Source organism: Paenarthrobacter sp. NPDC092416 (assembly GCF_044755025.1).
Lineage (GTDB): Bacteria > Actinomycetota > Actinomycetes > Actinomycetales > Micrococcaceae > Arthrobacter.
In genome coordinates this window covers 16,481-39,722 of the sequence record NZ_JBIVQG010000021.1, presented here as the reverse complement: position 1 = coordinate 39,722, position 23,242 = coordinate 16,481, and the positions used below count along the sequence as shown (strand labels likewise).

23 protein-coding genes are annotated in these 23,242 nt (G+C 63.3%); 12 read left to right on the top strand and 11 right to left on the bottom strand.

Going from position 1 to position 23,242, the window contains the following annotated elements; all coding sequences use genetic code 11:
* The first annotated feature begins 196 nt into the window (after positions 1 to 196).
* Entirely contained in the window at positions 197 to 1,021 is an 825-nt protein-coding gene (locus ACIQC5_RS23105) for an IclR family transcriptional regulator (protein WP_400287434.1), read from the top strand.
* A gap of 122 nt (positions 1,022 to 1,143) precedes the next feature.
* Here the strand turns inward: ACIQC5_RS23105 and ACIQC5_RS23100 are convergent, their stop codons facing one another.
* Entirely contained in the window at positions 1,144 to 1,791 is a 648-nt protein-coding gene (locus tag ACIQC5_RS23100) for a TetR/AcrR family transcriptional regulator (RefSeq protein ID WP_400287433.1), read from the bottom strand.
* Between the two features lie 72 nt (positions 1,792 to 1,863).
* Here ACIQC5_RS23100 and ACIQC5_RS23095 point away from each other — a divergent pair, with 72 nt between their 5' ends.
* Positions 1,864 to 4,254: a family 78 glycoside hydrolase catalytic domain gene (locus ACIQC5_RS23095; protein WP_400287432.1), complete on the top strand. Its 2,391-nt coding sequence runs from the start codon at positions 1,864 to 1,866 to the stop codon at positions 4,252 to 4,254.
* Positions 4,255 to 4,284: 30 nt separating this feature from the next.
* Here the strand turns inward: ACIQC5_RS23095 and ACIQC5_RS23090 are convergent, their stop codons facing one another.
* Positions 4,285 to 5,235 (bottom strand): 5'-3' exonuclease H3TH domain-containing protein, encoded by a 951-nt coding sequence (locus ACIQC5_RS23090; RefSeq protein ID WP_400287431.1) that lies wholly within the window; start codon positions 5,233 to 5,235, stop codon positions 4,285 to 4,287.
* A 202-nt stretch (positions 5,236 to 5,437) separates the two neighbouring features.
* Between ACIQC5_RS23090 and ACIQC5_RS23085 the strand changes: the two genes are divergently transcribed.
* Positions 5,438 to 7,372, top strand: a complete 1,935-nt coding sequence (locus tag ACIQC5_RS23085; protein WP_400287430.1) for an FAD-binding monooxygenase — start codon at positions 5,438 to 5,440, stop codon at positions 7,370 to 7,372.
* A 98-nt stretch (positions 7,373 to 7,470) separates the two neighbouring features.
* Entirely contained in the window at positions 7,471 to 8,649 is a 1,179-nt protein-coding gene (locus tag ACIQC5_RS23080) for a serine hydrolase domain-containing protein (protein WP_400287429.1), read from the top strand.
* Between the two features lie 28 nt (positions 8,650 to 8,677).
* On the opposite strand, the gene ACIQC5_RS23075 is transcribed toward ACIQC5_RS23080, so the two are convergent.
* Together ACIQC5_RS23075 and ACIQC5_RS23070 are read right to left on the bottom strand one after the other, a co-directional pair.
* Positions 8,678 to 11,314, bottom strand: coding sequence for a M48 family metalloprotease (locus ACIQC5_RS23075; RefSeq protein WP_400287428.1), 2,637 nt, complete (start codon positions 11,312 to 11,314; stop codon positions 8,678 to 8,680).
* Between the two features lie 31 nt (positions 11,315 to 11,345).
* Positions 11,346 to 11,840 carry a hypothetical protein gene (locus tag ACIQC5_RS23070; protein WP_400287427.1) on the bottom strand — a complete coding sequence of 165 codons (495 nt, stop codon included), beginning with the start codon at positions 11,838 to 11,840 and terminating at the stop codon, positions 11,346 to 11,348.
* 391 nt (positions 11,841 to 12,231) lie between these two features.
* Here ACIQC5_RS23070 and ACIQC5_RS23065 point away from each other — a divergent pair, with 391 nt between their 5' ends.
* Both ACIQC5_RS23065 and ACIQC5_RS23060 read left to right on the top strand, forming a co-directional pair.
* On the top strand, positions 12,232 to 13,503 hold the full coding sequence (locus ACIQC5_RS23065) for an MFS transporter (RefSeq protein ID WP_400287451.1): 1,272 nt from the start codon (positions 12,232 to 12,234) through the stop codon (positions 13,501 to 13,503).
* A gap of 147 nt (positions 13,504 to 13,650) precedes the next feature.
* Positions 13,651 to 13,911, top strand: a complete 261-nt coding sequence (locus ACIQC5_RS23060) for a hypothetical protein (protein WP_400287426.1) — start codon at positions 13,651 to 13,653, stop codon at positions 13,909 to 13,911.
* A 10-nt stretch (positions 13,912 to 13,921) separates the two neighbouring features.
* Here ACIQC5_RS23060 and ACIQC5_RS23055 read toward each other — a convergent pair whose 3' ends face one another.
* The 4 genes from ACIQC5_RS23055 to ACIQC5_RS23040 all read right to left on the bottom strand — a co-directional run bounded on the left by ACIQC5_RS23055 (position 13,922) and on the right by ACIQC5_RS23040 (position 17,124).
* Complete coding sequence (locus ACIQC5_RS23055) at positions 13,922 to 14,275, bottom strand: TraR/DksA family transcriptional regulator (protein ID WP_400287425.1); 354 nt, start codon at positions 14,273 to 14,275, stop codon at positions 13,922 to 13,924.
* Between the two features lie 124 nt (positions 14,276 to 14,399).
* Positions 14,400 to 14,780 carry a hypothetical protein gene (locus ACIQC5_RS23050; RefSeq protein ID WP_400287424.1) on the bottom strand — a complete coding sequence of 127 codons (381 nt, stop codon included), beginning with the start codon at positions 14,778 to 14,780 and terminating at the stop codon, positions 14,400 to 14,402.
* Positions 14,758 to 15,360 (bottom strand): hypothetical protein, encoded by a 603-nt coding sequence (locus ACIQC5_RS23045; RefSeq protein ID WP_400287423.1) that lies wholly within the window; start codon positions 15,358 to 15,360, stop codon positions 14,758 to 14,760. The genes ACIQC5_RS23050 and ACIQC5_RS23045 overlap by 23 nt, the downstream gene beginning before the upstream one ends.
* Before the next feature lie 78 nt (positions 15,361 to 15,438).
* On the bottom strand, positions 15,439 to 17,124 hold the full coding sequence (locus ACIQC5_RS23040; protein WP_400287422.1) for a LuxR C-terminal-related transcriptional regulator: 1,686 nt from the start codon (positions 17,122 to 17,124) through the stop codon (positions 15,439 to 15,441).
* Between the two features lie 181 nt (positions 17,125 to 17,305).
* On the opposite strand from ACIQC5_RS23040, the gene ACIQC5_RS23035 reads away from it, so the two are divergent.
* The 3 genes from ACIQC5_RS23035 to ACIQC5_RS23025 are packed head-to-tail and all read left to right on the top strand — an operon-like array spanning position 17,306 to position 18,366.
* On the top strand, positions 17,306 to 17,434 hold the full coding sequence (locus ACIQC5_RS23035) for a hypothetical protein (protein ID WP_400287421.1): 129 nt from the start codon (positions 17,306 to 17,308) through the stop codon (positions 17,432 to 17,434).
* A gap of 38 nt (positions 17,435 to 17,472) precedes the next feature.
* Positions 17,473 to 17,931: a DUF1801 domain-containing protein gene (locus ACIQC5_RS23030; protein WP_400287420.1), complete on the top strand. Its 459-nt coding sequence runs from the start codon at positions 17,473 to 17,475 to the stop codon at positions 17,929 to 17,931.
* Positions 17,932 to 17,958: 27 nt separating this feature from the next.
* A complete protein-coding gene (locus tag ACIQC5_RS23025) occupies positions 17,959 to 18,366 on the top strand; it encodes a hypothetical protein (RefSeq protein ID WP_400287419.1) in 408 nt (135 codons plus the stop codon).
* Positions 18,367 to 18,403: 37 nt separating this feature from the next.
* Here ACIQC5_RS23025 and ACIQC5_RS23020 read toward each other — a convergent pair whose 3' ends face one another.
* Entirely contained in the window at positions 18,404 to 19,039 is a 636-nt protein-coding gene (locus ACIQC5_RS23020) for a dihydrofolate reductase family protein (RefSeq protein WP_400287418.1), read from the bottom strand.
* 87 nt (positions 19,040 to 19,126) lie between these two features.
* On the bottom strand, positions 19,127 to 19,522 hold the full coding sequence (locus tag ACIQC5_RS23015) for a hypothetical protein (RefSeq protein ID WP_400287417.1): 396 nt from the start codon (positions 19,520 to 19,522) through the stop codon (positions 19,127 to 19,129).
* 40 nt (positions 19,523 to 19,562) lie between these two features.
* Between ACIQC5_RS23015 and arfB the strand changes: the two genes are divergently transcribed.
* Complete coding sequence (arfB, locus tag ACIQC5_RS23010) at positions 19,563 to 19,982, top strand: alternative ribosome rescue aminoacyl-tRNA hydrolase ArfB (RefSeq protein WP_400287416.1); 420 nt, start codon at positions 19,563 to 19,565, stop codon at positions 19,980 to 19,982.
* 80 nt (positions 19,983 to 20,062) lie between these two features.
* Positions 20,063 to 20,464, top strand: a complete 402-nt coding sequence (locus ACIQC5_RS23005; RefSeq protein WP_400287415.1) for a RidA family protein — start codon at positions 20,063 to 20,065, stop codon at positions 20,462 to 20,464.
* A 40-nt stretch (positions 20,465 to 20,504) separates the two neighbouring features.
* Here the strand turns inward: ACIQC5_RS23005 and ACIQC5_RS23000 are convergent, their stop codons facing one another.
* On the bottom strand, positions 20,505 to 21,878 hold the full coding sequence (locus ACIQC5_RS23000; protein WP_400287414.1) for an MFS transporter: 1,374 nt from the start codon (positions 21,876 to 21,878) through the stop codon (positions 20,505 to 20,507).
* Between the two features lie 141 nt (positions 21,879 to 22,019).
* Between ACIQC5_RS23000 and ACIQC5_RS22995 the strand changes: the two genes are divergently transcribed.
* Positions 22,020 to 23,213: a cation:proton antiporter gene (locus ACIQC5_RS22995; RefSeq protein WP_400287413.1), complete on the top strand. Its 1,194-nt coding sequence runs from the start codon at positions 22,020 to 22,022 to the stop codon at positions 23,211 to 23,213.
* Positions 23,214 to 23,242: the final 29 nt, after the last annotated feature.

The window sequence follows — 23,242 nt, the reverse complement described above, 5'->3', positions numbered from 1 at the left end:
AGGGACCGGCGGCCTGAACGTGGGTCGGCTGTGACCCGTCCGGGCCGATCCGTCGGCGCCCTCTCGTCAGATGGCTTCCGGTAACCGGCTCCCTCAAGAATCGTCGGCACGCGTCCCGCGGCCACCTGCGAATTTCATTGGTTGAAACAGTATTGTGGTGGGGATCACTCCGTAGGAATCGAAAAGGAGCCCTCCGATGGCGCCCGAACAAGGCAACGACGCCGATAAACCGCAGCGTGGCAAGCGGCCCAAACAGGGCGAACCGGTCATTGACCGCGCCTTGAGCCTGCTCGCCGTGTTCACCGACCGTCGTCGGGCGTTAACTTTGTCCGAGATGGCCCGGCTGGCCGACATGCCCGCCCCCACGGCCCTGCGGCTGATCGCCCGGCTTGTTGCGTGGGGCGCCCTGGAGCGCCTGGAAGACGGCCGATATGTGGTGGGTGTTCGGCTCTGGGAAGTCGCTTCGCTGTCACCGCGTGGCCACGGCGTCCGCGAAATCGCGCTGCCCTACCTCGAGGACCTGTTCGCCGTCACCCGCCACCACGTTCTCCTGGCGGTCCGCGACAAGCAGGAGGCGGTCCTCATCGAGCGTCTTTCGTCCAAGGAAGCCACGGAAGTGGCCTACCGGGTGGGCGGACGAGCCCCTTTGAGGTCGACGGCGGTGGGACTGGTTCTGCTGGCCGGAGCAGACGTGGAATTCCAGGAAGCCGTCATTAACCAACCACCCGACATCGAAGCGGGCGTGGATTCCATGCCGGAAGGTCAGCTGCGGCGAACCCTGTCCGATGTGCGGCGTACCGGGGTGGCCATGATCCGGCGCTCTGCGCCTTCTCGCACCGTGTCAGTCGCGTCGCCGATTTACGGCGCCGAGGGCACGGTGGTGGCCGCGTTGTCCATCGTGGTCCCGGACGGCGCCACGCCTCCCAACGTTCTGGCCCCGGCTGTGCAGGCCACGGCAAGGGCGGTATCGCGAAACCTCGGCTACAACGCCGGGCCGAGCGAAAGCGTGCGGATGCGCTGAGCACGCTCTCCCACATCCCGCCGCGTTCCCCGGAACGCTCTCCCACATCCCGCCGCGCTCCCCGGAACGCTCTCCCACGTCCCGCCGCGCTCCCCGGAACGCTCTTTCACGTCCCGCCGGGCTCAGAGCCTTTCAGCCTCGGCCGCATGTTCGGAGGCCAAGAGTGACCGCGCCAAACGGCGGGCGTAGTCCCGGATTCCTTCCACCAAATCCAACTCCCCAGCGGAGATCGCCCACTGAAGCTGCAGTCCATCGCTCACGGCAATGATTTCGCGGGCGCACCCGTCCACATTGGTGTCGCGCCGAAGGTATCCGCGCTCGACGCCGGCAGCCAGCAGCTGAGCGGTCTCCCCCACAGCGCGTTCGTACCACGCTGCGTACAGCTGATGGGCCGGAGTTGATGCATCGGCCGCCTCGGCGGAGATCAGCACGAACAGCTCAATGAGCCCCGGCTCGCGGACGAGCTCACGCGTGGACTCCACCATGTTCCTGAAAACTTCAAGGGGATCCTCGGCGCTATCCTGACCCTGCGAACTCCACCACAACGCCGTCTGCTCAAGCCGCCGCTCCGCCACGCCCAGCAAGAGGTGCTTCTTGGAGCGGAAATGATGCATGAGGCCACTTTCGCTGAGTCCAACGTCCGCTGCGATCTGCGACAGCGGCACCTTGTGGTAGCCGGACGCGGCAAACAGCCGGGTGGCCGCATCCAGGATTTCAGCACGCTTGGCGCGCCCTACTTCATAGCTTCCAGTGGTTCGCCGCGTTCGCACGTACTCAGGGTAGCTTCGCATCCCAGCAATAAAAACAGTGCGTCCGTTGTTTTTATGATCTACCATGGGCCCATGACCCACCACCCTCACATGACGCCACAAGATGCGCTGCGCCTGGCCTCGTGGATCTCGCCCGCGGAGGAACAACCAAGGGAGCCAGGCCACCGACCGGCCTACTGGCTTCGTGGATCCTTTACGTGGACCCCGGCCGACGGCGTGGCAACCGTTCATGCCACAGCCCACGGCGTCTATGAGCTCTTCGTCAACAGCAAACGGGTGGGCGAGGAAGAGCTGACACCCGGATTCACCTCGTACCGCAAGCGCCTTCAGGTGCAGGAGTGGGACATCACGGAACACCTTGTGAGTGGTATGAACGTGGTATCCGTGCTGCTTTCAGACGGCTGGTTCCGCGGCCGTCACGGATTCGAACGCCGAGCCAACGGCTTTGGTACGGAGACGGCCTTCCTCGCATCAATCTCCGCCGACCACGCACCATTGCTGACCACCAATGAGGCATGGCAGTCGCGCGAAAGCCACATCACGCGGGCCGATCTGATGGACGGGCAAGCGGTCGACTTTCGTCGTTGCGAGTCGCGGGAACAAGCCGCACCAAGGGCAGAAACCACGACGGCGGATGGCTGGCGTCCAGTTGTCACGCGCCAAGGCGGGCTCTACGACAATCGGGAAAGACTGGCCTGCCCTGTTGCACCGCCCGTGCGGCGAATCCAGGAGCTGGTACCCGTCAGCATTAACACACCAAAGCCGGGGATCACCGTGGTGGACTTCGGGCAGAACATCAATGGCTGGATCCGGCTGGGCAAACTCGGCCCCGAAGGTACTCGCATCACGCTCCGACACGGCGAGATCCTGGACGCTTCCGGGCTGGTGGCAACGGAAAACATCCAGGCCTTTGACTTCGCCACCAAGACGCCCCTGCCTGCAGGCCAGGTAGACGAAGTAATTTCAGCGGGACGCGAAGGCGACGTTTTCGAGCCCCGGCACACCACACACGGCTTCCGATACGTGCAGCTTGAGGGCAGCGCTGACGTGCTCCCGCACGGTGACATCACCGCCGTCGTAGTTCACACAGACCTGAACCGGACCGGCCACTTCGAGTGCAGCGATAAGCGACTGAACGCCCTGCATGACGCCATCATGTGGAGCTTCCGCGGCAACGCCTGCGACGTACCCACGGATTGCCCGCAACGGGAGAGGTCAGGATTCACTGGCGACTGGCAAGTCTTCGTCGACACTGCGGCCCTGATGTTTGATGTCTCCGGCTTCAGCGCAAAATGGCTGCGGGACCTGGCGGCTGATCAGTGGCCGGACGGCCGTGTGCCAACGGTGGTTCCGAACCCGGCCGGCGACGGCCCGTCAGGAAGCGTCTTCGAGGACCTCGCCACTGGATCTGCCGGCTGGGGAGATGCGGCCGTTTTCGTTCCGTGGTCGCTATGGCGGGCTTACGGTGACAAGCCAGCGTTGGCGGAGGCCTATCCCTCCATGCGGGCTTGGGTTGACTACGCCGCCACCACGGCGGCCGTTGGCCGACATCCTGACAGGGCAGTCGAGCGCCCGTCTCCCCTGCCCCACGAGCAGTATCTGTGGGACACCGGGTTCCACTTTGGCGAATGGCTTGAACCGGACACCCCACCGAACCCCGACCCTGCACGGGATCACGGCATCGTGGCCACGGCCTACCTGTACCGCTCGGCCTCACTGCTGGCGAGGACAGCCGCCGTCCTCGGTGATGAGCAAAACGCTGCACGGTATGAGTCGTTTGCCGCCAACGTTCGCCATGGGTGGCAAACAGAGTATCTGGGCAGTGAAGGGCGGCTGAGGGAAGAATCCCAAGGGCACTATGTGCGCGCCTTGGCCTTCGGATTGGTGCCAGAGGGGCTCACGCAGCAAACAGCCGCCCGGCTGGTGGAGCTCATTCGCCTCAACGGAAACCGCTTGGGTACCGGATTCCTCGCCACCGGAATGTTGCTGCCGACGCTCGCCGACCACGGATACCTCGATGTCGCCTTTGAACTGTTGCTCTCCACGGGTGCGCCTTCCTGGCTGGGAATGCTCGACGCCGGCGCAACCACCATGTGGGAATGGTGGGATGGCGTGACCACCACAGGCGCCCGAGGCTCACTCAACCACTACAGCAAGGGCGCCGTGGGCTCATTCCTCTACACGCATCTGGCCGGCATCCGCCTTCCTGCGAACCCCGATGACCAACAGGCCGCTTATCGCACCGTGACCATTGCCCCGCAACCTGGCGGCGGCATCACCTCGGCGAGTGCCGCCGTCAAGACCGCCCACGGCCTCATCAGCACGGACTGGACGGTGGAACGCGGAAAGTTCACCCTTCACGTCGACATCCCGGATGGCGTTCGAGCCACCGTTGAATTGCCGGACGGGACCAGCCGAACGGCAACACAGGGGTCACACGACTTCACTGCAGCCATTTCCTGAGGCAAAACTCCAGCGACCGCTATTGCAAAGTCAGCGAGTCATCTCCAAGGCATCCAGCAGTCGCTTCACGGACCCGCCAAGGTTCCACTCCGTGGCGAGCTGCTCGAGCTCGGCGCGGGCCTCCACCGTGACGGGGCGCAGCTCAGCACCGGCCTCTTCCAGTGTCGGAACGGTCAGGTCCCGCACAACTTTCACGACGGCGGGGGCCACCTTGAGGTAGTCGGCCGCGGCGGCCAGCTTGGCCCGCACGGAAGCGGATAATCCGCCGTCGGGATCTGCTGCCGCAGCGAGCAATCCGTCCAGTGAACCGTGCTCCGCAAGCAACGAGGCGGCCGTCTTTTCACCAATGCCGGCGACGCCGGGCAGGCCATCGGAGGCGTCGCCGCGCAGGGTAGCGAAATCAGCATATTGCTGGGGCAGCACGCGGTACTTGCCGACAACCACGACGTCGGTGAGCACCTCCAGGTTCTTCATCCCGCGGGCAGTGTAGATGACGCGGATCTGGCGCTCGTCGTCGACCAGCTGGAAGAGGTCGCGATCCCCTGTGACCACGTCCACCGGGAAATCAGTGTGGCTGGCGTAGGTACCGATGACGTCATCGGCTTCATGATCGTCAACGCCCACGACGGCGATCCCTGCGAGGTTCAGCACCCGCAGGATCATCGGAATCTGCGCTTCAAGCGGGTCGGGAACGATCTCGACGTCGGCTCCTCCAGGAACGATCTCGGCTACCCGGTGGGACTTGTAGCTCGGGATCAGCTCCACACGCCAGTTGGGGCGCCAGTTGTTGTCCCAGCAAGCGACAACATGAGTCGCTTCGTAGTCGGTGGTGAGCCGCGTGATCATGTCCATGAGTCCGCGAACGGCATTGACCGGCGTGCCGTCAGACCGCCTGATTGAATCCGGAATGCCGTAGAAAGCACGGAAATACAACGAGGCGGTGTCCAGAAGCATCAATCGAGGCATACCTGATCCTGACATGAAACCGCCTGGATCCGGAGCGTGAGCAACTACGACGCGCCATGCTCCGCCGAAGGCGCGTTGTTCTGGACCCACGCCGATGGCCCCTTGAACACGGATGTGAGCGGCATTACGATGATGTGAGCGATAGTTGAACTGTGTGTTCTATTATCGAACAACATCAACGGCGATATACAGCCGCACAACGAAGTGAGGAAAGCCCGTGCAGTTCCACCATCACGGTTACGTATCCGGTGACCCGCGAATCGAGCCGGCTGCCGGCGTCGGCATCGACCGCCCCAGCGAACTCCCCGACGAAGTCGACGTCCTCATTGTGGGCACCGGCCCGGCCGGCATGCTCGCCGCGGCACAGCTCGCCCAGTTCCCCGACGTCACCACCCGCATTGTCGAGCGACGCCCCGGCCGGCTCGCCATCGGCCAGGCGGACGGCATCCAGGCACGCAGCGTGGAAACCTTCCAGGCGTTTGGTTTCGCTGAGCGCATCATTGCGGAGGCCTACCGCATCACGGAGATGGCATTCTGGAAGCCGGATCCCGCGGACCACTCGCGCATCGTCCGTAGTGCCCGGGCCGTGGACGACGCCACCGGCATCAGCGAGTTCCCGCACCTGATCGTCAACCAAGCACGCGTTCTGGACTACTTCGCCGAGTTCATGGCCAACTCCCCCACCCGCATGACACCGGACTACGGCTACGAATTCCATGGCCTCAACGTCAAAGGTGAGGGCGACTACCCCGTCACGGTGACTCTCGCCCACACCTCCGGTCCGCACGAAGGCCAGGAGCGCACCATTCGGGCCAAGTACGTCGTCGGTGCAGACGGTGCACGCAGTAAAGTCCGCGAATCGATCGGCTGCCATCTCGCCGGCGACCAAGCCAACCACGCCTGGGGTGTCATGGACGTGCTCGCAGTCACCGACTTCCCGGACATTCGCACCAAGTGTGCCATCCAGTCCGGTTCCGGCGGCAGCATCCTGTTGATACCGCGCGAGGGCGGCCACCTCTTCCGGATGTACGTGGACCTCGGCGAAGTTGCTGCGGACGATCACGGAGCCGTGCGCAAGACCACCATTGAGCAGATCATCCAGAAGGCCAACGACATCCTGCACCCGTACACGCTGGACGTTCGCAACGTCGCCTGGCACAGCGTCTACGAGGTCGGCCACCGCCTCACGGACAGGTTCGACGACGTCCTTCCGGAGGAACGTGGAACGCGGACTCCACGTGTGTTCATCACCGGCGACGCCTGCCACACACACAGCGCCAAAGCAGGCCAAGGCATGAACGTCTCGATGCAGGACGGCTTCAACATCGGCTGGAAGCTCGGGCATGTCCTGGAAGGCCGCAGTCCCGAAAGCCTGCTGGACACCTACTCGGCGGAGCGCCAGGTTGTAGCGAAAAACCTCATCGACTTCGACAAAGAATGGTCCACCCTCATGGCCAAGAAGCCCGAGGAGTTCGAGGATCCCACCGAACTGGAGAACTTCTACGTCAGCACCGCGGAGTTCCCGGCCGGCTTCATGACCCAGTACGCACCATCCATGCTGGTCTCCGAGCCGAAATACCAGGACCTGGCCACCGGATTCCCGATTGGCAAGCGCTTCAAGTCCGCACCCGTCCTCAGGGTCTGCGATACCAACCCGATGCACCTCGGACACCATGCCAAGGCTGATGGCCGCTGGCGCATCTACGTCTTCGCCGACGCGGCAGCCGCAGGCGCGGCGTCACCGGTAGCCGACTTCGCCGAGTGGATCGCGAACTCGCCGGACTCGCCGCTGGCCGCGACGCCGTCGGGCGCTGATATCGACGCGTGGTTTGACGTGAAGGTGATCTACCAGCAGGACCACACGAACGTCGACATCAATGCTGTTCCGGTGGCGTTCAAGCCGACGGTCGGACCGTTCAAGCTGACCTACTTGGAGAAGGTCTTCGGCACCGACCCAAACGCGGACATCTTTGACCTTCGCGGCCTCAGCCGCGACGGCGTAGTGGTTGTGGTGCGCCCCGACCAGTACGTTGCGAACGTCCTGCCATTGAGTGCGACGGCGGAACTCGGCTCATTCTTCGCGGGACTCCGTCCCGCGCGGCGACCTGAGCCGGTCACCGCAGAGGCCGGATTGGTCAGCAACCAAGCCTGATAAGAAGGCAAAAGTGCCGGGGAGTCCTTCGCAGGGCTCCCCGGCACTTTGTTCTTTTGCATCTGGTATTCGCCACAGTCTGAGCGTAGAACAGCCGTATGGGCCATCGTGGAATGGGGTGGCGGGCCGCTGTCCTGGCCGTGGTCGTTGGCGGGTGCAGCGCCCTTTCCGGGTGCACCGGCGAACCCTCTCCTGCACCCACGAAGACTCCAACCCAGGTGCCCACCGCTTCGCTCGAGCGCACCATCCAACACTTCATGGACGTCGGTGCCGTTTCGGTTGTGGTCCAGATCCGCTGGCCTGGTGGTCAATGGTCCAAGGCCTACGGCGTCCGCAGCGTTGATACGGAAGACCGGGCGTTGCCCCAGGACAGGTTCTCGATTGGGGACATTACCGAGTCCATGGTGGCAGTTTCGGTGCTGAAGCTCGTAGACGATGGCCTGATCGGCCTCGACGATCCGGTCAACCCCATCCTGGAGAGCTTCTCCTCTACCCTGCACCCACCCGGGCCCATCACCGTCCGTCAATTGCTGAACCAAACGTCCGGCCTCCAGGACTTCGGCGACGAACGTGATGCCACGGGAACTCCCGCCCTGGTGGTGAATACACGGCTCAGCACGCAACACGGGCTTGAATTGGCTGCCAAACTTCCTTGGGTTTCCCGACGCGTCGGGACGTTCTCCGACTCCAGTTCGAACTATCTCGCGTTGGGGCAACTGATCGAAAAACTGCGCGGCAAGCCCCTTGGCGAGGTCCTGAGGCATGACATCTTCGAGCCGCTGGAACTGGAACGGACGTCGTTCGCAGTTCTCGACCGGGAGGCGCCGGACAACCTCCGCGCGTACATTCTGGACGGCAAGGCAAGCGTCGATGTCACCCAGGCGGAGTACCTCTTCGGCTCACCGGCCGAAGGCGTCATCTCCACCACCAGGGACATCAACGATTTCTACTGGGGGCTTCTCTCCGGTCGTCTCCTGACACGGACGGCCACCGATGAGATGAAGAAGACGTTGTCGGCCCGCAATGGGTTGGGATTGTTTCGCTGGCGCGACGGCTGTTCCTCGGACGGTTTCCGGTTTGGTCACAGCGGAAAGGTCTACGGTTACCTCACCACCTCCATTTCGAGCGCCGACGGCAGAAGCCAGCTGACCATGGCCATGTCACTGCCGCTTCTGCAACCCGAGTCCGAGGCGCCTTACGTGGGGCGCATCGTCGGGCTCTATGCGTCCCAAATGGAATCGGCCGCGCAGGAGACCCTGGACCGACTCTGCGGTTGACCCGGGGGTCCTCAGATTGGAGCCGCTTCTACGACGCAGCCAGCTGCAGGTCAACCACTCCCCTGATCCACGCATTCAATTCGGCCCGCTCTGCCGCTTGCCGAACCAGCGCTTCCTGGAACTGCGCCGGATCGTTGAGCTCCACGGCGTCCAGGAACAGCAGCACCTTCTTCTCGCAAAGCCGCATCGCCTCAACGAAGTGGGAATGGACTGCTTGGACGTCGCCCGTACGTGGCTTGTAGGCCTCGGCTTTGGTGCGGAGATCGTGGACGGCTGGGATGGTCACGGACCGCATGGACCGGGAAAACGCATCGAGGTCACTGCCGACCGTTTGGCCGGCCATTTTGAGCTGGCTGTCCATTTCCTCATAGTCGGCCAGGAATTCCTGCGCGACTCCCAGGGCGTAGAGCTGTGCTTGGTCGTCGTTGAGCCGGCCCGCGGACGTGGGCGACGTTGTGGGAATGGATACCAATCCAGGTGCGGTAACCACGATGCCCGCTGCGAAGCTCAGCGCCACTGCACCGGTGACCAACGGCATCAGGAAGTGTGGCCATTGTGAACGTTTCGGCGCGGATAGCTCCGGTATGGCAAACAGCGCCGATGTGGCCAGAACCAGCACGAATCCAAGGCTGACGGCAGGCCACAGTATCAGGGCGATAAAGCCAGCGGAGAAGTCGCCTCCCCGGACCGTGTTCAGGACGGCGAACCCCAGGACGCTCACGACCACGGCCACCGGTCCAGCGACGAGCGACCATGCAGCGCCCGCAGCCGGCCGCACCAAGGCCGCAGCAACGTTCACTGCGGCCCACGATCCTGCGGCGATCCACACAACGGTAAAGAACAACATTTCCTTGTCCGTATCGGTCTCGGCAGGACCGCTCACTACGCGCCACACAACGATGACCGCTGTCGTGAGGATTCCCACCAGCGACCCCACTGCCACGGCATGCAGCCCGCCCTGCCTCAACCTGCCCGGATCCACCGGCGGGGTTGCGGCTGGCCAGTGGTCTGCGCCCGCCAACCAGGATGGAAGCGGCCGACGCCCCGCCGACGAAGCAAGGAAAAGACCGACGACGGCGGTCAGCAGCACGAGTCCGACTGTCACCACTAGTGGAGGCCAAGCCAGCGCAGTCACCAGCCAGAGGCGAGTGCCCTCCCACCCCAGTTTCTCCACGGAGAACTGCAATGAAATCCATACCCACGCGGACATGGTGAACAGCACCGTGTTGGCCATGAGCCCAAGCACCCAGGCTGGCCGAGCCGTCCCCGCCAGCCGGACCAGGCGCGCGTAGAGGCCCGACAGTCCCACAACCAAGCCAGTGGCGCCCATGCCGAACAGGGCGGGTACAAGGACGGCGGGACCGGCGTCCAGGCCGGTCAGATCAATTCCGGTCTGTGCAAGCGACGCCAGCTCTCCCACCGTCAGGCCACATCCGACACCCAGGATCACAACCCACGGCCTCATCCGCGACTTTGCGGATCCAGCAGCCTCGCTCATAAGTCTTTCCCGCCACACAGCGAAGCCCACAGTGAAAGCCAAGACCGGTCCGATAAGCAGTGCACCCACCACGAACGATGCGAGCCCTTGCCCGAGCCCCGTGGTGATTGTGGTGACGATCGTGACCACCAGTGGGACCGCAATTGACGCCAGGAAGGCGGGGGCCGCCGCGTCAGTGAACCGCACTATGGCCGCTGTTGCCGGCGCATGGATGACGCTGATCCGTTCCGCTGGCTGTGGATGCCTGGCAACCCACGTCCGCCATCCCGACGACGGCACAGCCGGCCGGATTCGCATTAAGCAGTTTTCGAGGTCAGCCAGGTCCGAAGGCCGTTTCGCGGCCGCGAGATCCGCATCGCGTTCGCGCGAACGCAACAGCGCCGCCGTCGTGAGTTCGATAACCAGGGCCAGCAGAACCGCACGCCACACATACGTCGGCAGCAGCGAAAAGTCGCCTTGGAGGAGGGCCCACAGGATGGGAAGGAGCAAGAGAGGGCCGGCGACGAACCAGACGCTTCTGGCAAGCCACGCCAAGGCAACATCGTGGTGCCGGATGTGGGCAAGCTCGTGCCGAAGTAGGGCCTCAAAGATGCTCGGGCGCTGGGCCAACGCGACGAGCTTGCGCGGCATCGCCACCGTGTAGCCTCCCGGCGCGCCAAAACAGAATGGATCGCGCATCCCGCTTGGCCCCACCATGACCCGGGGCGGCTCCACCAAACCCGCTTCACTGGAAAGCAGCGAGAATCGCTCCAAGGAAACAGCCATCAGCGGCGTCGGCTGGCTCAGTCCGCGCCGCTTTCGCACCAGCAGCGGCCGCACAAACACCAGCACCAGGGCCGCCATGGCCACGGTCGCCGCTCCTGCCACAGACCACACGACCCGTACCAGTTCCGCTGGGTACTGACAGAGTTGCACGGCGCTAAGGCGGGCGAAGATCGCGGTGTCTCCTGCCCCGGCATCCTCCGAGGGGACGTTCACTTCACATTGCAATACTGCCTGTGTCCAGGCCGCGCCAACTACCTCATTGTGCAGCCAGTTCCCCACGAAGGAGCCAGCAGTCAGCAGGGCAAGGATGAACGCCACATAGTGACCTGTGGAAGGCGGCGGGAACGCCAGTACCTGAACCCGGGAAAGGCCGTTGCCCTGCCGTGCTGCCGGGGTTTCCATGATTCTGGCTCATTCAAGGCGGAGCGTGGGTTCAGCTGGTCTGAACATCGAGGGCGCCCACCACCGCGTGTGCCAACAAGGTGGCGGTCGAGGTCTCGAGGCCGAGCCGCTGACCTTCTGCCACCGCGGCCTCGTAGACGCGCTGCCGCTGTTCGCGCGTGAGGTCCTGCCCGGTGGCAACGTCCTTGGACGAGGTCGCCGGCATGAGCTTGCTGAGCACAGCAGCTATCCGCGGGTTGGCGACGTCTTTCACGGCATCGGCTACGAGATCGCCAATGAGCCCCACAACGTACTCGGCCACAGCCAACGCAAAGGGAGCCAGCAGGGCCAACTCGATGCCAAACCCCAATGTTTCATCGCGTTTCCCGGCACTCAACGCCTTGCCACGATCCGCGAAGTACTCAGCCGCGGCGTCGTCGAAGAACATCAGTTCGTCCGGGGCGGCACGTTCCAACGCGCGCCGGGCAAGCGACGCGCTGAGGGCATGTTCGTCCTCCTGCCCGGAACGTGCGGCCGAAAATGCCATCCGGTGCTCCTCTCGCCCTTGAGCACACTGCGCCAAAACGCCAGATCAAATCATTGGAATTATGGACCCGGTGGGATCGGGCGGCAAGGTTTTCCGGAAGATTGGTGCACCCCGCGGGTGGGGGCGTCGCCACGCCGCCCGCCTCCTCTACAGCAGCCCGTGCCACGTCAGCTGGCGCGGCCGGGCTGTAGTGCCGGAGCGACTTCCCGGCCATGATGGCAGCTGCGATCGAACGCAGGGATGTCATCGATTGGGCGGCATCGCAGGACATCCCTACCAGCCACGAAACCTGAGGCCTTCATTCAGGTCTCAGGTTCCTCTGGTTTGCACACTCGAACGGGGCGAGAATGGGCACGTGGTCCATCCTCGCAGTGGCGGGGGCGGCGACACCATGAACGACGCCGCCCGAAAGATCCAACGCGTCTACCTCACCTTGACGCTGGGCAATACCGTTGCGGCCTCCTTCATCTGGGGTATCAACACCCTCTTCCTGCTGGACGCCGGACTGAGCAACCTCGAGGCCTTCGCGGCGAACGCTTTCTTCACGGCCGGCATGGTTCTTTTCGAAGTGCCAACCGGGGTGATCGCTGACGGCTGGGGACGCAGGGTGTCCTTCCTGCTCGGCACGGTGACCCTGGCGGCCTCGACGTATCTCTATTACGTGCTCTGGCAGATTTCGGCACCGTTCTGGATGTGGGCGGTCGTCTCGGTTCTCCTTGGCCTCGGCTTCACGTTCTTCTCCGGCGCCGTGGAGGCGTGGCTCGTGGACGCCCTGCGGTATTCCGGATATGAGGGCGGGCTGGAATCTGTCCTGGGCCGCGGTCAGATGGTGTCCGGAGTGGCAATGCTCGTGGGGTCGGTGGCCGGCGGCGTGATAGCCCAGGCAACGAATCTGGGTTTGCCATTCCTGCTGCGCGTCATCGTATTGGTTGCCATGTTCGCCGTGGCCTTCGCTCTCATGCACGACGTCGGGTTCACGCCTGAGCGTTCCACGCACCCCCTTCGCGCCACGCGCACGGTGTTGTCGGCGTCGATCGAAAACGGTTTGAAAAACCCGCCCGTCCGGTACGTGATGCTGGCCGCGCCCTTCAGTGCCGGCGTCGGGATCTATGTTTTCTACGCCCTCCAGCCGTACCTGCTGGACCTGTTCGGCGACCCGAAGGCCTACTCCATTGCGGGCTTGGCTGCGGCCATCGTTGCAGGCTCCCAGGTTCTGGGCGGGTGGCTTGCGCCGCACGCCCGGCAACTGTTCCACAAGCGGACGTCGGTGTTGATCCTGGGCGGCGTCGTGGGCGGAGTGATTCTGCTGATCCTCGGCGTCACGCGCGTGTTCTGGGTTGCCCTGTTGCTGCTGGCGGTCTGGGGCGTGGTCGGTTCCGCGGCCATGCCGGTGCGGCAGGCGTATGTGAACGACATGATCCCCTCAAAGCAGCGGGCAACGGTACTGAGCTTCGACTCACTGATGGGATCCAGCGGCGGCGTGGTGGTGCAGCCCCTCCTCGGCCGGAGCGCGGACCTCTACGGTTACCCGGCCTCGCTGGCAATCGCCGGCATCATAGAGTTGATTTCCGTTCCGTTCCTGTTCGCCAGCCGAAAACAGGGCGCAACAGCGGACCGAGCCAACGCACCAACGGACGCCGCCAGCGACGAACCCAAACTGTGATCGGACCGAGTGTCCACGGCGGCCCGTGGAATGACGGCCGTAAATGCGCCAGGGCTAAAACGATGGGACGGTGACTCCGAGCCGTAGCAGGGTGCACTCAACATAGGCAAGACTGGAGGCTACCAACTTTGAAAGCGCAGACTCGCAATGATCTCTCTTCAGCAGGACACCCAAGGCTTCATCCGCATGAAACGGCATTTCCCGGCCAGTGTTTCAGTGGCCGTCACGTTCAACGACGGCACCCAAGAGATCTTCTCCGGGCAGCGCCTCAACGAAATCTATGACCAAGCCCTCGCGGCGTATCGAGCGGGTAATCATCTTGATGCCAAGGGATATGAGCGGGGACCGAAGAAAAAGGTCCAGCAAGCCATCGAATTTGTACCGGTGCAGCCCGGAATGGCGAACTAGCGGCAGGGGATCATGCCCTGCGTGAGGCGTGCTTGACGCAGAATGGCGTCCAGGGCCTTGCCTCCAACCGGCCTTCCGGAATGTCGATTCCGCACTCGGCACAAGTACCGTAACTTCCGTCGGAAATCCGCTGCAGCGCCGCTTCAATGTGCTCCAAGCCCGAGCGGCTTTGTTCAAAGAGCGCCGACGCTTGGGAAAGTTCGAAGGCAATGGTGCTGCCCTCAGGATCGTGCTCGTCATCCACGTTGGAGTCCTGCCGGGCCAGGTTCACTGACGTGATGTCGCTGCGCAGCGCCCTCAGCAGGGCAACCTTTCGGTCGCGCTCCACCTCGAGCAGGGTACGGAACCGCTCCACGTCAACCATGGTCTGAAGGCTACTGCACCAGTAGGATTACGGCGGCCTTGAGGGCTCGTTGGCCTTCGCGGCTGGCCGCCGTAGACCTTACCTGCGCTTGGTTTCACTGTGCCGGGTTTCACTGTGCCTGGTTTCACTGTGCCGGGTCAGCGGCCAGGTTCCGCGCCACAACTGCCAGAGTGCGCTCGAGTTCCTCCGTGGGGCTGAACTCCACCAGCACCGTCCTGGGCTCGAGCTCATCCGTGTGGCCCGGTGGCGTGTAATACGCCTCTCCGGCTTCAACAACTTCGTCCCCCGCGGGCATATGCATGATGAGCCGGCCCTTCACGACGTAACCCCAGTGGTGGCTTTGGCACAGGTCATCGGGCAATCCTTTGTAGTAGGGAGTGAAGTCGCCACCTTCTTCGAATTGCTCGAAGGCGATGGTGTAACCGTCTGCGTCCCGGTATCGGCCCTCGTAGCCTGTCATGCGCTCCACACGCGCAGTTTCGTCACTTATCGACAGCTTTGCCATGGTCTTCTTCCTTCTCTTTCACTGGCACAGGTTCGCCCTGCGCCATGGTTTCTGCTGCGGCGATGAGCCGCCGTAGCCCCGAGCGGCTGGCCCTGGCCCACACATACGTGGCCAGTGATCTCAGCACGGGGAATCGCAATATCGTCAGTGCTCCCGGCAGTCCGGTCGCGCTGATCAAACGGCACGTGTAGCTGATGTCGCCCTGGTGCCCATGTTCGGAAATATCGTAGTGATGCACCAGCAGCCAGTCCGCCGTCGCTCCGTTCTTCGTCTGCTCCACAGTGGAATCCGTGACGCATTCGAACCTCAACGGACGAATTGCTTCTGTAATCACGGACGAATCCCGCAATCTCCAGATTCGGACTTCGGCGGTGGACGTAAACTCCGATCCAACCGTGAGCTGCCCCTCGGGAGCCTCCACGGACAGCAGAACAGCGGCCTCTGCGCCGCCCCAGCGGAGCCGGCCAGTCACGTTGGAAAGGACGTCATAAACAGTGAGGACAGGTGCCATAGTGTGTTCGCGGACGCTGATCATCGCTTCCCTGGGAAGGACGTTGCCCGGCGCTTTGTGCATCTTCATTCCGCACCTCCTGACGTTGTTCCCTCCGGACAACTCAAGGATGCGGCGGCGAGAGGCGGAAAGGATGGGGGGATCCCCCTATTTCCGGCCTTGTTCTGAGGGCCTGCCCTGGTCCGGGTGCAGGCTGCGCAGGTCCGAGTGCAGGCTGCGCAGACCGAACGCTGCTGCTTCGCCGCGGGTACGAAGGTGGAGCTTGCTGAGAATGCTGCTGACGTGGTGCTCCACCGTCTTGGCACTGATGAACAGTCGCTCACCGATTTCGGCGTTGGACTTGGCTTCGGTCAAGAGCTCCATCACTTCGCGCTCCCGCCGCGACAACAAACCGAGAGCCTTTGGACCGGTGCGCGCTGGACCGCCGAGCACGCGAACCAGAGCGGCCGCCCTGTCGGCCATCCCGGCCGCACCTGCTTCCTCGAACGCAGCCAAGGCGACCCCGGCCTCGTAGGCAGCAACGTTGCCGTTTGAATCGCGGAGCGCTTCGGCCAGCGAGAGGTGTGCACGGGCTGCCGCAAGAGGCATGTTGAGTTCCGAAAAGACCGCGATCGCCGAATCGAGCCGATCGTGGGCTGAGGCGAGGTTCCCGCCAAAGGCGGCCACCCGGCCCGCAGTCAGGTGCGAGGAACCGATGGCCGGCTGCCATTGCGTCCCGGCAGCAATCTCGTCCAAGCGCCTGGCTGTTTCGAACGCTTCCGCTGCGTCCCCTTGCGTCATCTGTACCTCGGCGAGCAGCGCGAGCAACGGGACAGCGAGCAGGCCGCCGGTGACGTGATTGATACGCCGGTGCAGGAGCGAAGCCGCCACGGCTGTGTCACCTGCGGCGAGGCGAACCGCCGCCGTCGCGAGTAAGGCGTCCGGGCGATCCTCAAAGCCGTCCAATAGTCGGCCAGCCTCCTCCACGCGACCTTGTAGAAGGCGCAGTTCGGCAAGTTTGGCTGCCGGGTGGACGCATCGCGCCCGGTGGCCGGACCGGCTCAGTTCCTGCAGCGTGCCGGTGAGCCACCCCTCGGCACCAGCAAGATCACCCGCCGCCAGAGAAATCTCGGCGCAGCACGTGCCGCAGAATTGAAGCAGTGCGGGGTGCCCTGTGCGTTGCATGAAGCGCTGCAGGATCTTATTCCACTGGCTGAGCCGGGAGGCATCGCAGGCCTCTTCGCTGGCACGCGTCACCATGCAGCACACGTCGCCGAAAACCATGGCGTCGCTGGCTTCCCCTGCAGTGACGACCACCATTGCCTCGTCCACCAGCCTCATGCCGTCCTGGACGGCGCCCGCGGAAATCGTGCCGAGCCCCAGGAGCGCCAAGGCAGTCGCCTCGAGGTCGCCGTCGCCATGGGCTTGGGCAGCTTCGCGCGCAATCCGGGCGTCCTGACGTGCCGCTGATGGGTCCGGCCGCAGCAGTCCCCGCGTCACCGCCAACCAGCCGCCCTCCACGCCGTCAGGAAGCCTGGCGGCAATTCCTTCGGCACGGGCCAACCAACCCCGGCTGACCGGGTCACTGCCCAAAGCCTCGGCGTACTCTCGCGCCAGCCACAGCGCGGACCGGAAGGCGAGAGCGTCTTGTCCGGAGCGCCGGTAACCTGCGTAAGCTGCGGTCCGCTCGGCAAGGGCCCGGTCCACATCGCGAAGCCACCAGGACGCCCGACCCAAACCATCGTGGGCCGCCGGTTCGTCGCGGAGCTTCAAGACAGACTCGAACGTCGAAGCTGCCGCCGCCCATTCAGTAGCAGCGAGGAGACGCTCACCCTCGGCAAGACGTTCAGACACAGCCGCATCCACCATGAGTTCATTCTGCTCTTCCCGCCGACGGCAACCCATAGCACCGGAGAGATCAGCGGGCTGGCCTTCCACTGAGTCAACTCCGCCAACAGCCCGCTATCCGCCGCCTTTGCGGGGGCAAGCGCCGGCACACTGATCGGCACTGTGGATTGCCGCCACTGCCATCGGGATGGGTGCCGGCAGCGCCCTGGATGCCGGCGTCAAGGAACCGTCGACGTCGGTGGGCGCCTTGGCCGCGGTCGACGGTGATGATCCTGCCAATGACGCAGTCCACATCACACCCGGAGCACCCGGGTGATCTGGACAAAGGCCACTGTCCAGTGACCTAATAATTTGATGGGCAACTACACGCGGCACCCCGGCGTTGACGCCTACCTGGAGGTGCTCCCCGAATGGCAACGCACCATATGTGCCGAGCTTCGCGACCTCATCCACGAAGCTGAACCTGGCATCGAAGAAACCATCAAGCGGACCGTACAGCCCTACTTCGTGCTTGAGGGCAACGTCTGCGCGCTCCTCGCCACCAAGGATCACGTCAACCTGTTCCTCTACGACGGCGCGATCGTCCCGGATCCGTCCGGGATCATCACTGCAGGGCACAACAACAAGACCGGCCGAATGATCAGTTTCTATCTCAACGACCCCATACCGTCGGGGCCACTGGTCGCCATGCTGCGACACATCGCCTCGAACAACCGCGCCGGAGGCTGGCGGAAGATCAAGGCCGCAAGCGGGAACAATGCCGGCCCGCTGCCCGTTTCCCCAGATGACGACCTGCCTCCTGCAGGCACCTGAAAACGACAGCAAGTTTGGGGACTGGCCATGACGTTGAACGAAACAATTGCGCGCTTACGGGCCGGACATCTTATGGTCCGGGAGGCACATGAATGGGACGAACTTTCCGGTGACCTCGCCCAGGCCTACGCCAGCAATGACGATGACCTCATTGAACAGTTGAGGCCCCCGTTCCTCCAGTCATGGCGGACAGTGACCAGATACGTGCTCCGCGATACTTTTGACGCAGCAGGCATCTCAGTCACCGAGCCCGGACACCCGTGGGGAATCGCAACACTCACCGCGAACGGTGCCAGCTGCGAACCGCTCCTCTGCGGCGCAGACACCCTCAGCCCGTTGGCGCCTGAACCTGGGGGCCTTCAACTGCTCACCTTTGCAGAAGCCATGACGCACTACGCCGATTGCCTGGGTCAGTTGCTCGACGAGGGGAAGTGACGGATTCTGATGGCCGGCTGGTTCGGCCTTGGCATGGCTAGGTCCTTCTGCTCCCCGGAGGTCCGCTGAGCAGCGTGGGGATGTATTCGAGCAACTGACTCCTGCCGTCAAAGACCCTGCTGTTGATCATCTCGAGTGCGACATCCGGGTAGCCGTCGTAGATTCGTTCGCTGCCCGTCTTCCCGGTGATCACAGGGAAGACCACCAAGCGGAACCTGTCCACGAGGCCGGCGGCCAGCAATGACCTGGAGAGGCTGATGCTGCCGAGGGTGCTCAAAGTTCCTGTCCTGGTCCGCTTCATCTCCCGTACGGCCTCTACAGCGTCTCCGGCAACCAATTCCGAATTCGGCCAGGCCAGGGGTTCCCGGAGTGTGGACGAGAAGATCACTTTGGGCATGGCGGCCAAGCCGGTCAGGCTGGCTCCCTCCTCCTCGGAGAACCCCGAGTCTTCACCTGCGGCCTGATCGGACAGGCTGGCCATCACCCGGTAGGTATTTGCGCCCATCAGCATGGTGAGCTCTTTCTTTCCCTCTTCCTCAAGCCACGCCAAATATTCCGGCCCCTCCAACCCCCACCAACCGGGCCAACCCTCTGCCGAGGCATACCCATCCAGGGAAATGATCAGGTCGATCATCAGTTCAGCAGACGACGCTTCAGTATTTGTCCCGCCCATGGCAATCTCCTCGATTCGGCTGTGCGGGCCCATGCTAGACCCGGAGCAATCGGAGGTTCAAGGGTGTGCGCGTTCAAGGGTCCGGCACTAAAGGACCAGCAAGACCAATCCGCCAAGGGTGCTGAGAATGCCAACCGATGTCAGGATCCAGCCCAGGATCAGGACCGTGTGGTCGTGCCTCGGTGGGCCCAGCGAATAGCGTGAAGAATGACAGACGTCGTAGTGAACGGTCACGGCTCCGGCAACGGGGCAGCCCTCAACGGCTGCGGGACTCAGCAGGACCTGACGTTGCACGTCTTCCTGATCAGTCCAGCGAAGCCCGGCGTAACGGCCGGCTTGAAAGAGCTCGCCGTCTGCAGCCGCCCATACGCATCGTCGTTTGGCAATGACCCAAGCCCACACCAACAAAGGGACGCCCGGAACGAACCCCACCCAGGTCATCATTTCCAGGATGGGGCCAAGTACGTCCACAGAGCCGGCCATGCACACGATCCTAACCTCCAACTCGTGCGAGGCTGGACCCATGGATCTGGAAGTATCGCGTTCCCTGAAGATTCCCGCGGCGGAGCTCGGGTGGCGTTTTTCGCGGTCTTCCGGGCCTGGCGGCCAACACGTCAATACCTCGGACAGCCGCGTCGAGCTGTTGTGGAATATCGCCGACTCGGCAGCACTGACGGACGGCCAACGGCTGACACTGCTCAGCGGTCTGCAGCATCGTCTTGTTGGCGGTGTCATTACCATTACGTCTTCGGAGCAGCGCTCGCAACTGCGCAATCGCGAAATCGCCTTGGCCAAGCTCGCTCAACTTGTGGCTCAGGCGCTAACCCCGGAAAGACCCCGCCGCGCGACCAAGCCCACCCGGGGATCGACCCACCGGCACCGCACAGCAAAGGAACAGCGGTCTGTGACAAAACAGCAACGACGCCGGCCGCCCGCCGACTGAGTCCGCTCTACAGCTCGAGGCAATGCAGCACTTTCTTGTCAAGGCTCGCCGGGGGCCGCTGGCAGTGGCATCATGCAGGGATGGCAAACATAGAGCGAATCCGCCCCGAGGGGCTCATCTCCAGCCCGGCCTTCAGCCACGTCGCCATCGTGCCGCCCGGCGCGACCACCATCTATGTAGGTGGGCAGAATGCCGTAGACGTTGACGGCAAACTCGTCGGAGCAGGAGACGTTGGCGTGCAGTCGGTCCGCGCCCTTGAAAATGTGGGGACGGCGCTTGCCGCTGCGGGCGCGAGCCTCAGCGACGTCGTTCAATGGACCGTCCTCTTCGTCGACGGCGTAGACCTCAACGCCGCCTATGGTGCGATCGCATCGCAACTCGTCGCGGACGAACCAGCCCTGGTGACCGGGGCACGCGTTTCCGGGCTAGGCGTGCCAGGCGCGCTGGTGGAGATCAGTGCGGTAGCCGCCGTCGTGAGATGACTTTGTTGAGGGGCAGCATTGGTCTCAGAACGTCCAAGGATCATGGGGACGATGCGGACTTTACGGCTGTCGCAGGATTCTTGGCAGCGGTCTCCGCGTAGGTGGCCGAGACCCGGCGGTACACGGGTGTCAGGAACGCTAACAGCGCGGCCGCCATCATGACGATGCCCGCGATCAGGAACACCAAGGCAATACCGCGGGAAATGCCTTCGCCCAGCAGTGGCTCCAGCTGAGCGGCGCCTTCCGCGGACCGCGCGTAGGGGATGATCCAGAACTGGGCCAGCGGGGCGATGAGGAAGGCGGTAATGGGGGCTGCCGCGGACTCGAACGCCATGGCGAAGCCGAAGACCCTCCCCTGCCGGTGCAGGGGCACTACCTGTTGAATCACTGTCTGCTCAGCTGCCTCAACCACCGGCACAAGGACCAGGTACAACCAAATCCCGACGATATAAAGCCACGCCCATTCCCTGATGGTGAACAGTGCCCCAAGGGCGCCCATCAGCATCACCGCGAACAGCAAGGTTCGCAGCGGGTTGGCTCCGAGTCCGAACTTTCCTACCAATGCGCCGCCAATAATGAACCCGGTGGAACCGACCGCAAAAACGGTCCCCCAGATCTCCACGGAGAACATCTCCAGACCATAGGGGTCCATCAGCGCCATGTAGACGCCGCCGACAAAGTTATTGAACGTAGAGAAGAGAATCAGCGCAAACAATCCGGAAATGGCCAGCACTGCGGCCAGCGAGCCACGAAGGTCGAATCCACCGTGGGCATCCGTGGCAGCTGCACGGACCTCTTCCGGCATCCGCAGCGTGAGGAGGTGCACGAAGGCCAGCGCCGTGAGCGCAATCGCTACCACAATGGTCCAGCCCATGCCCAGGAGGCCCACCGACAACCCTGAGAGCACCGAGGTGACGATGAACGTCAGCCCCTGCACCATGCCTACCATCCCGTTGGCGTTGGCGCGCCTGTCCGGCTCGATCAGGATGGTCACCGTGGTGGACAGGGCGATGTTACGCATGTTCTCCACCACTGCGCCGATCAGTATGACCAACGTGAAGATCCAGAACCACGGCTGGCCCAGGTCCAGGAGCCAGGGGGTGGGGGTCAACAGGAACATGACCCCGGCCAGGATGAACATCACCAAGGTAAAGGCGGCGGCGAACCTCATGACGGCAAGTTTGCGGTAACGGTCCACAAAAGTGCCAAAGCTGATGCTGGACAGGGCAATCAGCAGCATGTAGGCACCGCCGACCACCCCGGTGGCAATCACGTTGCGCGTCTGGAGATACACCCAGAACGTCAGCGCAAACCACAAGTAGCTGGTGGTGATGTTCGCTGCAGCAGTATTGACCAGGATCCCGGTGAACGTCCGCGACCGTTGTACAGGACTTCGCAACGACTGCTCGGTCATGCGTCCCAGTTTACTGAAAAGCAGGGCAGCGGCCACCTCTAAAATCCTCGTCAGGACCCGCCTTATGGCGCCATGGCGATGGTGGCGGTAGCTTTGGACTACTTTTTCTTCGAAGCGGCCTAGGTACCGGAGGTACCGCTGATGCAGGGCTTGTCCACGTCCTTGGTTCTGATCGCGCTCCTTGCCATCGCTGCGCCCCTTGCGGTCCGATTCCTTGATCGGGTGGTCAAGGTACCAATCGTGGTGTTTGAGATCGTCCTTGGAATCGTGCTCGGCCCCAGCTTGTTGGGATGGATCCAGTCCACCGACTTCACGGATACGCTGGCCGATTTCGGGTTGGCCATGCTGTTCTTCGTTGCCGGCAACGAGATCGATTTCGCCGCCATCCGCGGCCGCCCCGCCATCCGCGCATCCGCCGGCTGGCTGATCTCTTTGGCGGCAGGGATCGGCGCCGGGCTTCTCCTGGCGCCCACACCAGAGGCCGGGGTGATTATCGGCGTCGCGTTGTGCTCTACTGCGCTGGGTACGTTGCTGCCGATCCTTCGTGACGCCGGGGAATCGAAATCGCCACTGGGTATTGCAGTCACCGCGCTGGGCGCCGTTGGAGAGTTCGGGCCGCTGATTGCCATCTCGTTGTTCTTCAGCGGCAGGCAGTTGGGACCGGCAACAGCGATACTCCTCGGATTTGTCCTCTTGGCCGGTCTGGCCATCTATCTCGCGTCCCGGGCACGGCACACACTGTTCCACTCCCAAGTCACCAGAACACTCCACACCAGCGGTCAGTTCGCCGTCCGGTCCATCATGTTCATCCTCACGGTGCTCGTGGTCCTCAGCATGGTGTTGGGGCTCGACATGCTGTTGGGTGCCTTCGCTGCCGGAGTGCTATGGAAAGTTGCCATCGCCCGCGCTCCTGAAGAAGACCGAAAGGTCATCGAGACGAAAATCGATGCGCTCGCGTTCGGTTTCCTGGTGCCGATCTTCTTCATCGATACAGGCATCGACTTCGATCTTGCCGCGCTGACTGCCAGTCCGATGGTTCTCGCGCTGGTCCCGCTGTTCCTGTTCCTCCTGTTCATCGTCCGCGGAGTGCCATCCTTGCTCGCTGCTCCGGCCAGGTCCTCCCCCGCCGACAAATGGGCGGTCATGCTGTTTGGCGCCACCGGGTTGCCGATCATTGTTGCAGTGACGGGAATCGGCCAGGATCAGGGGCTCATCTCCGACGGATTCGCATCGGCTCTTGTTGGGGCGGGAATGCTATCGGTACTGCTGTTTCCCCTGCTCGCATTGCATCAACGTCAGCGCACAGGATCACGGCCGACGGCGGTCCCTGAGTGAATGTGCCTGATCGGGTCTGGTTGCGTCAT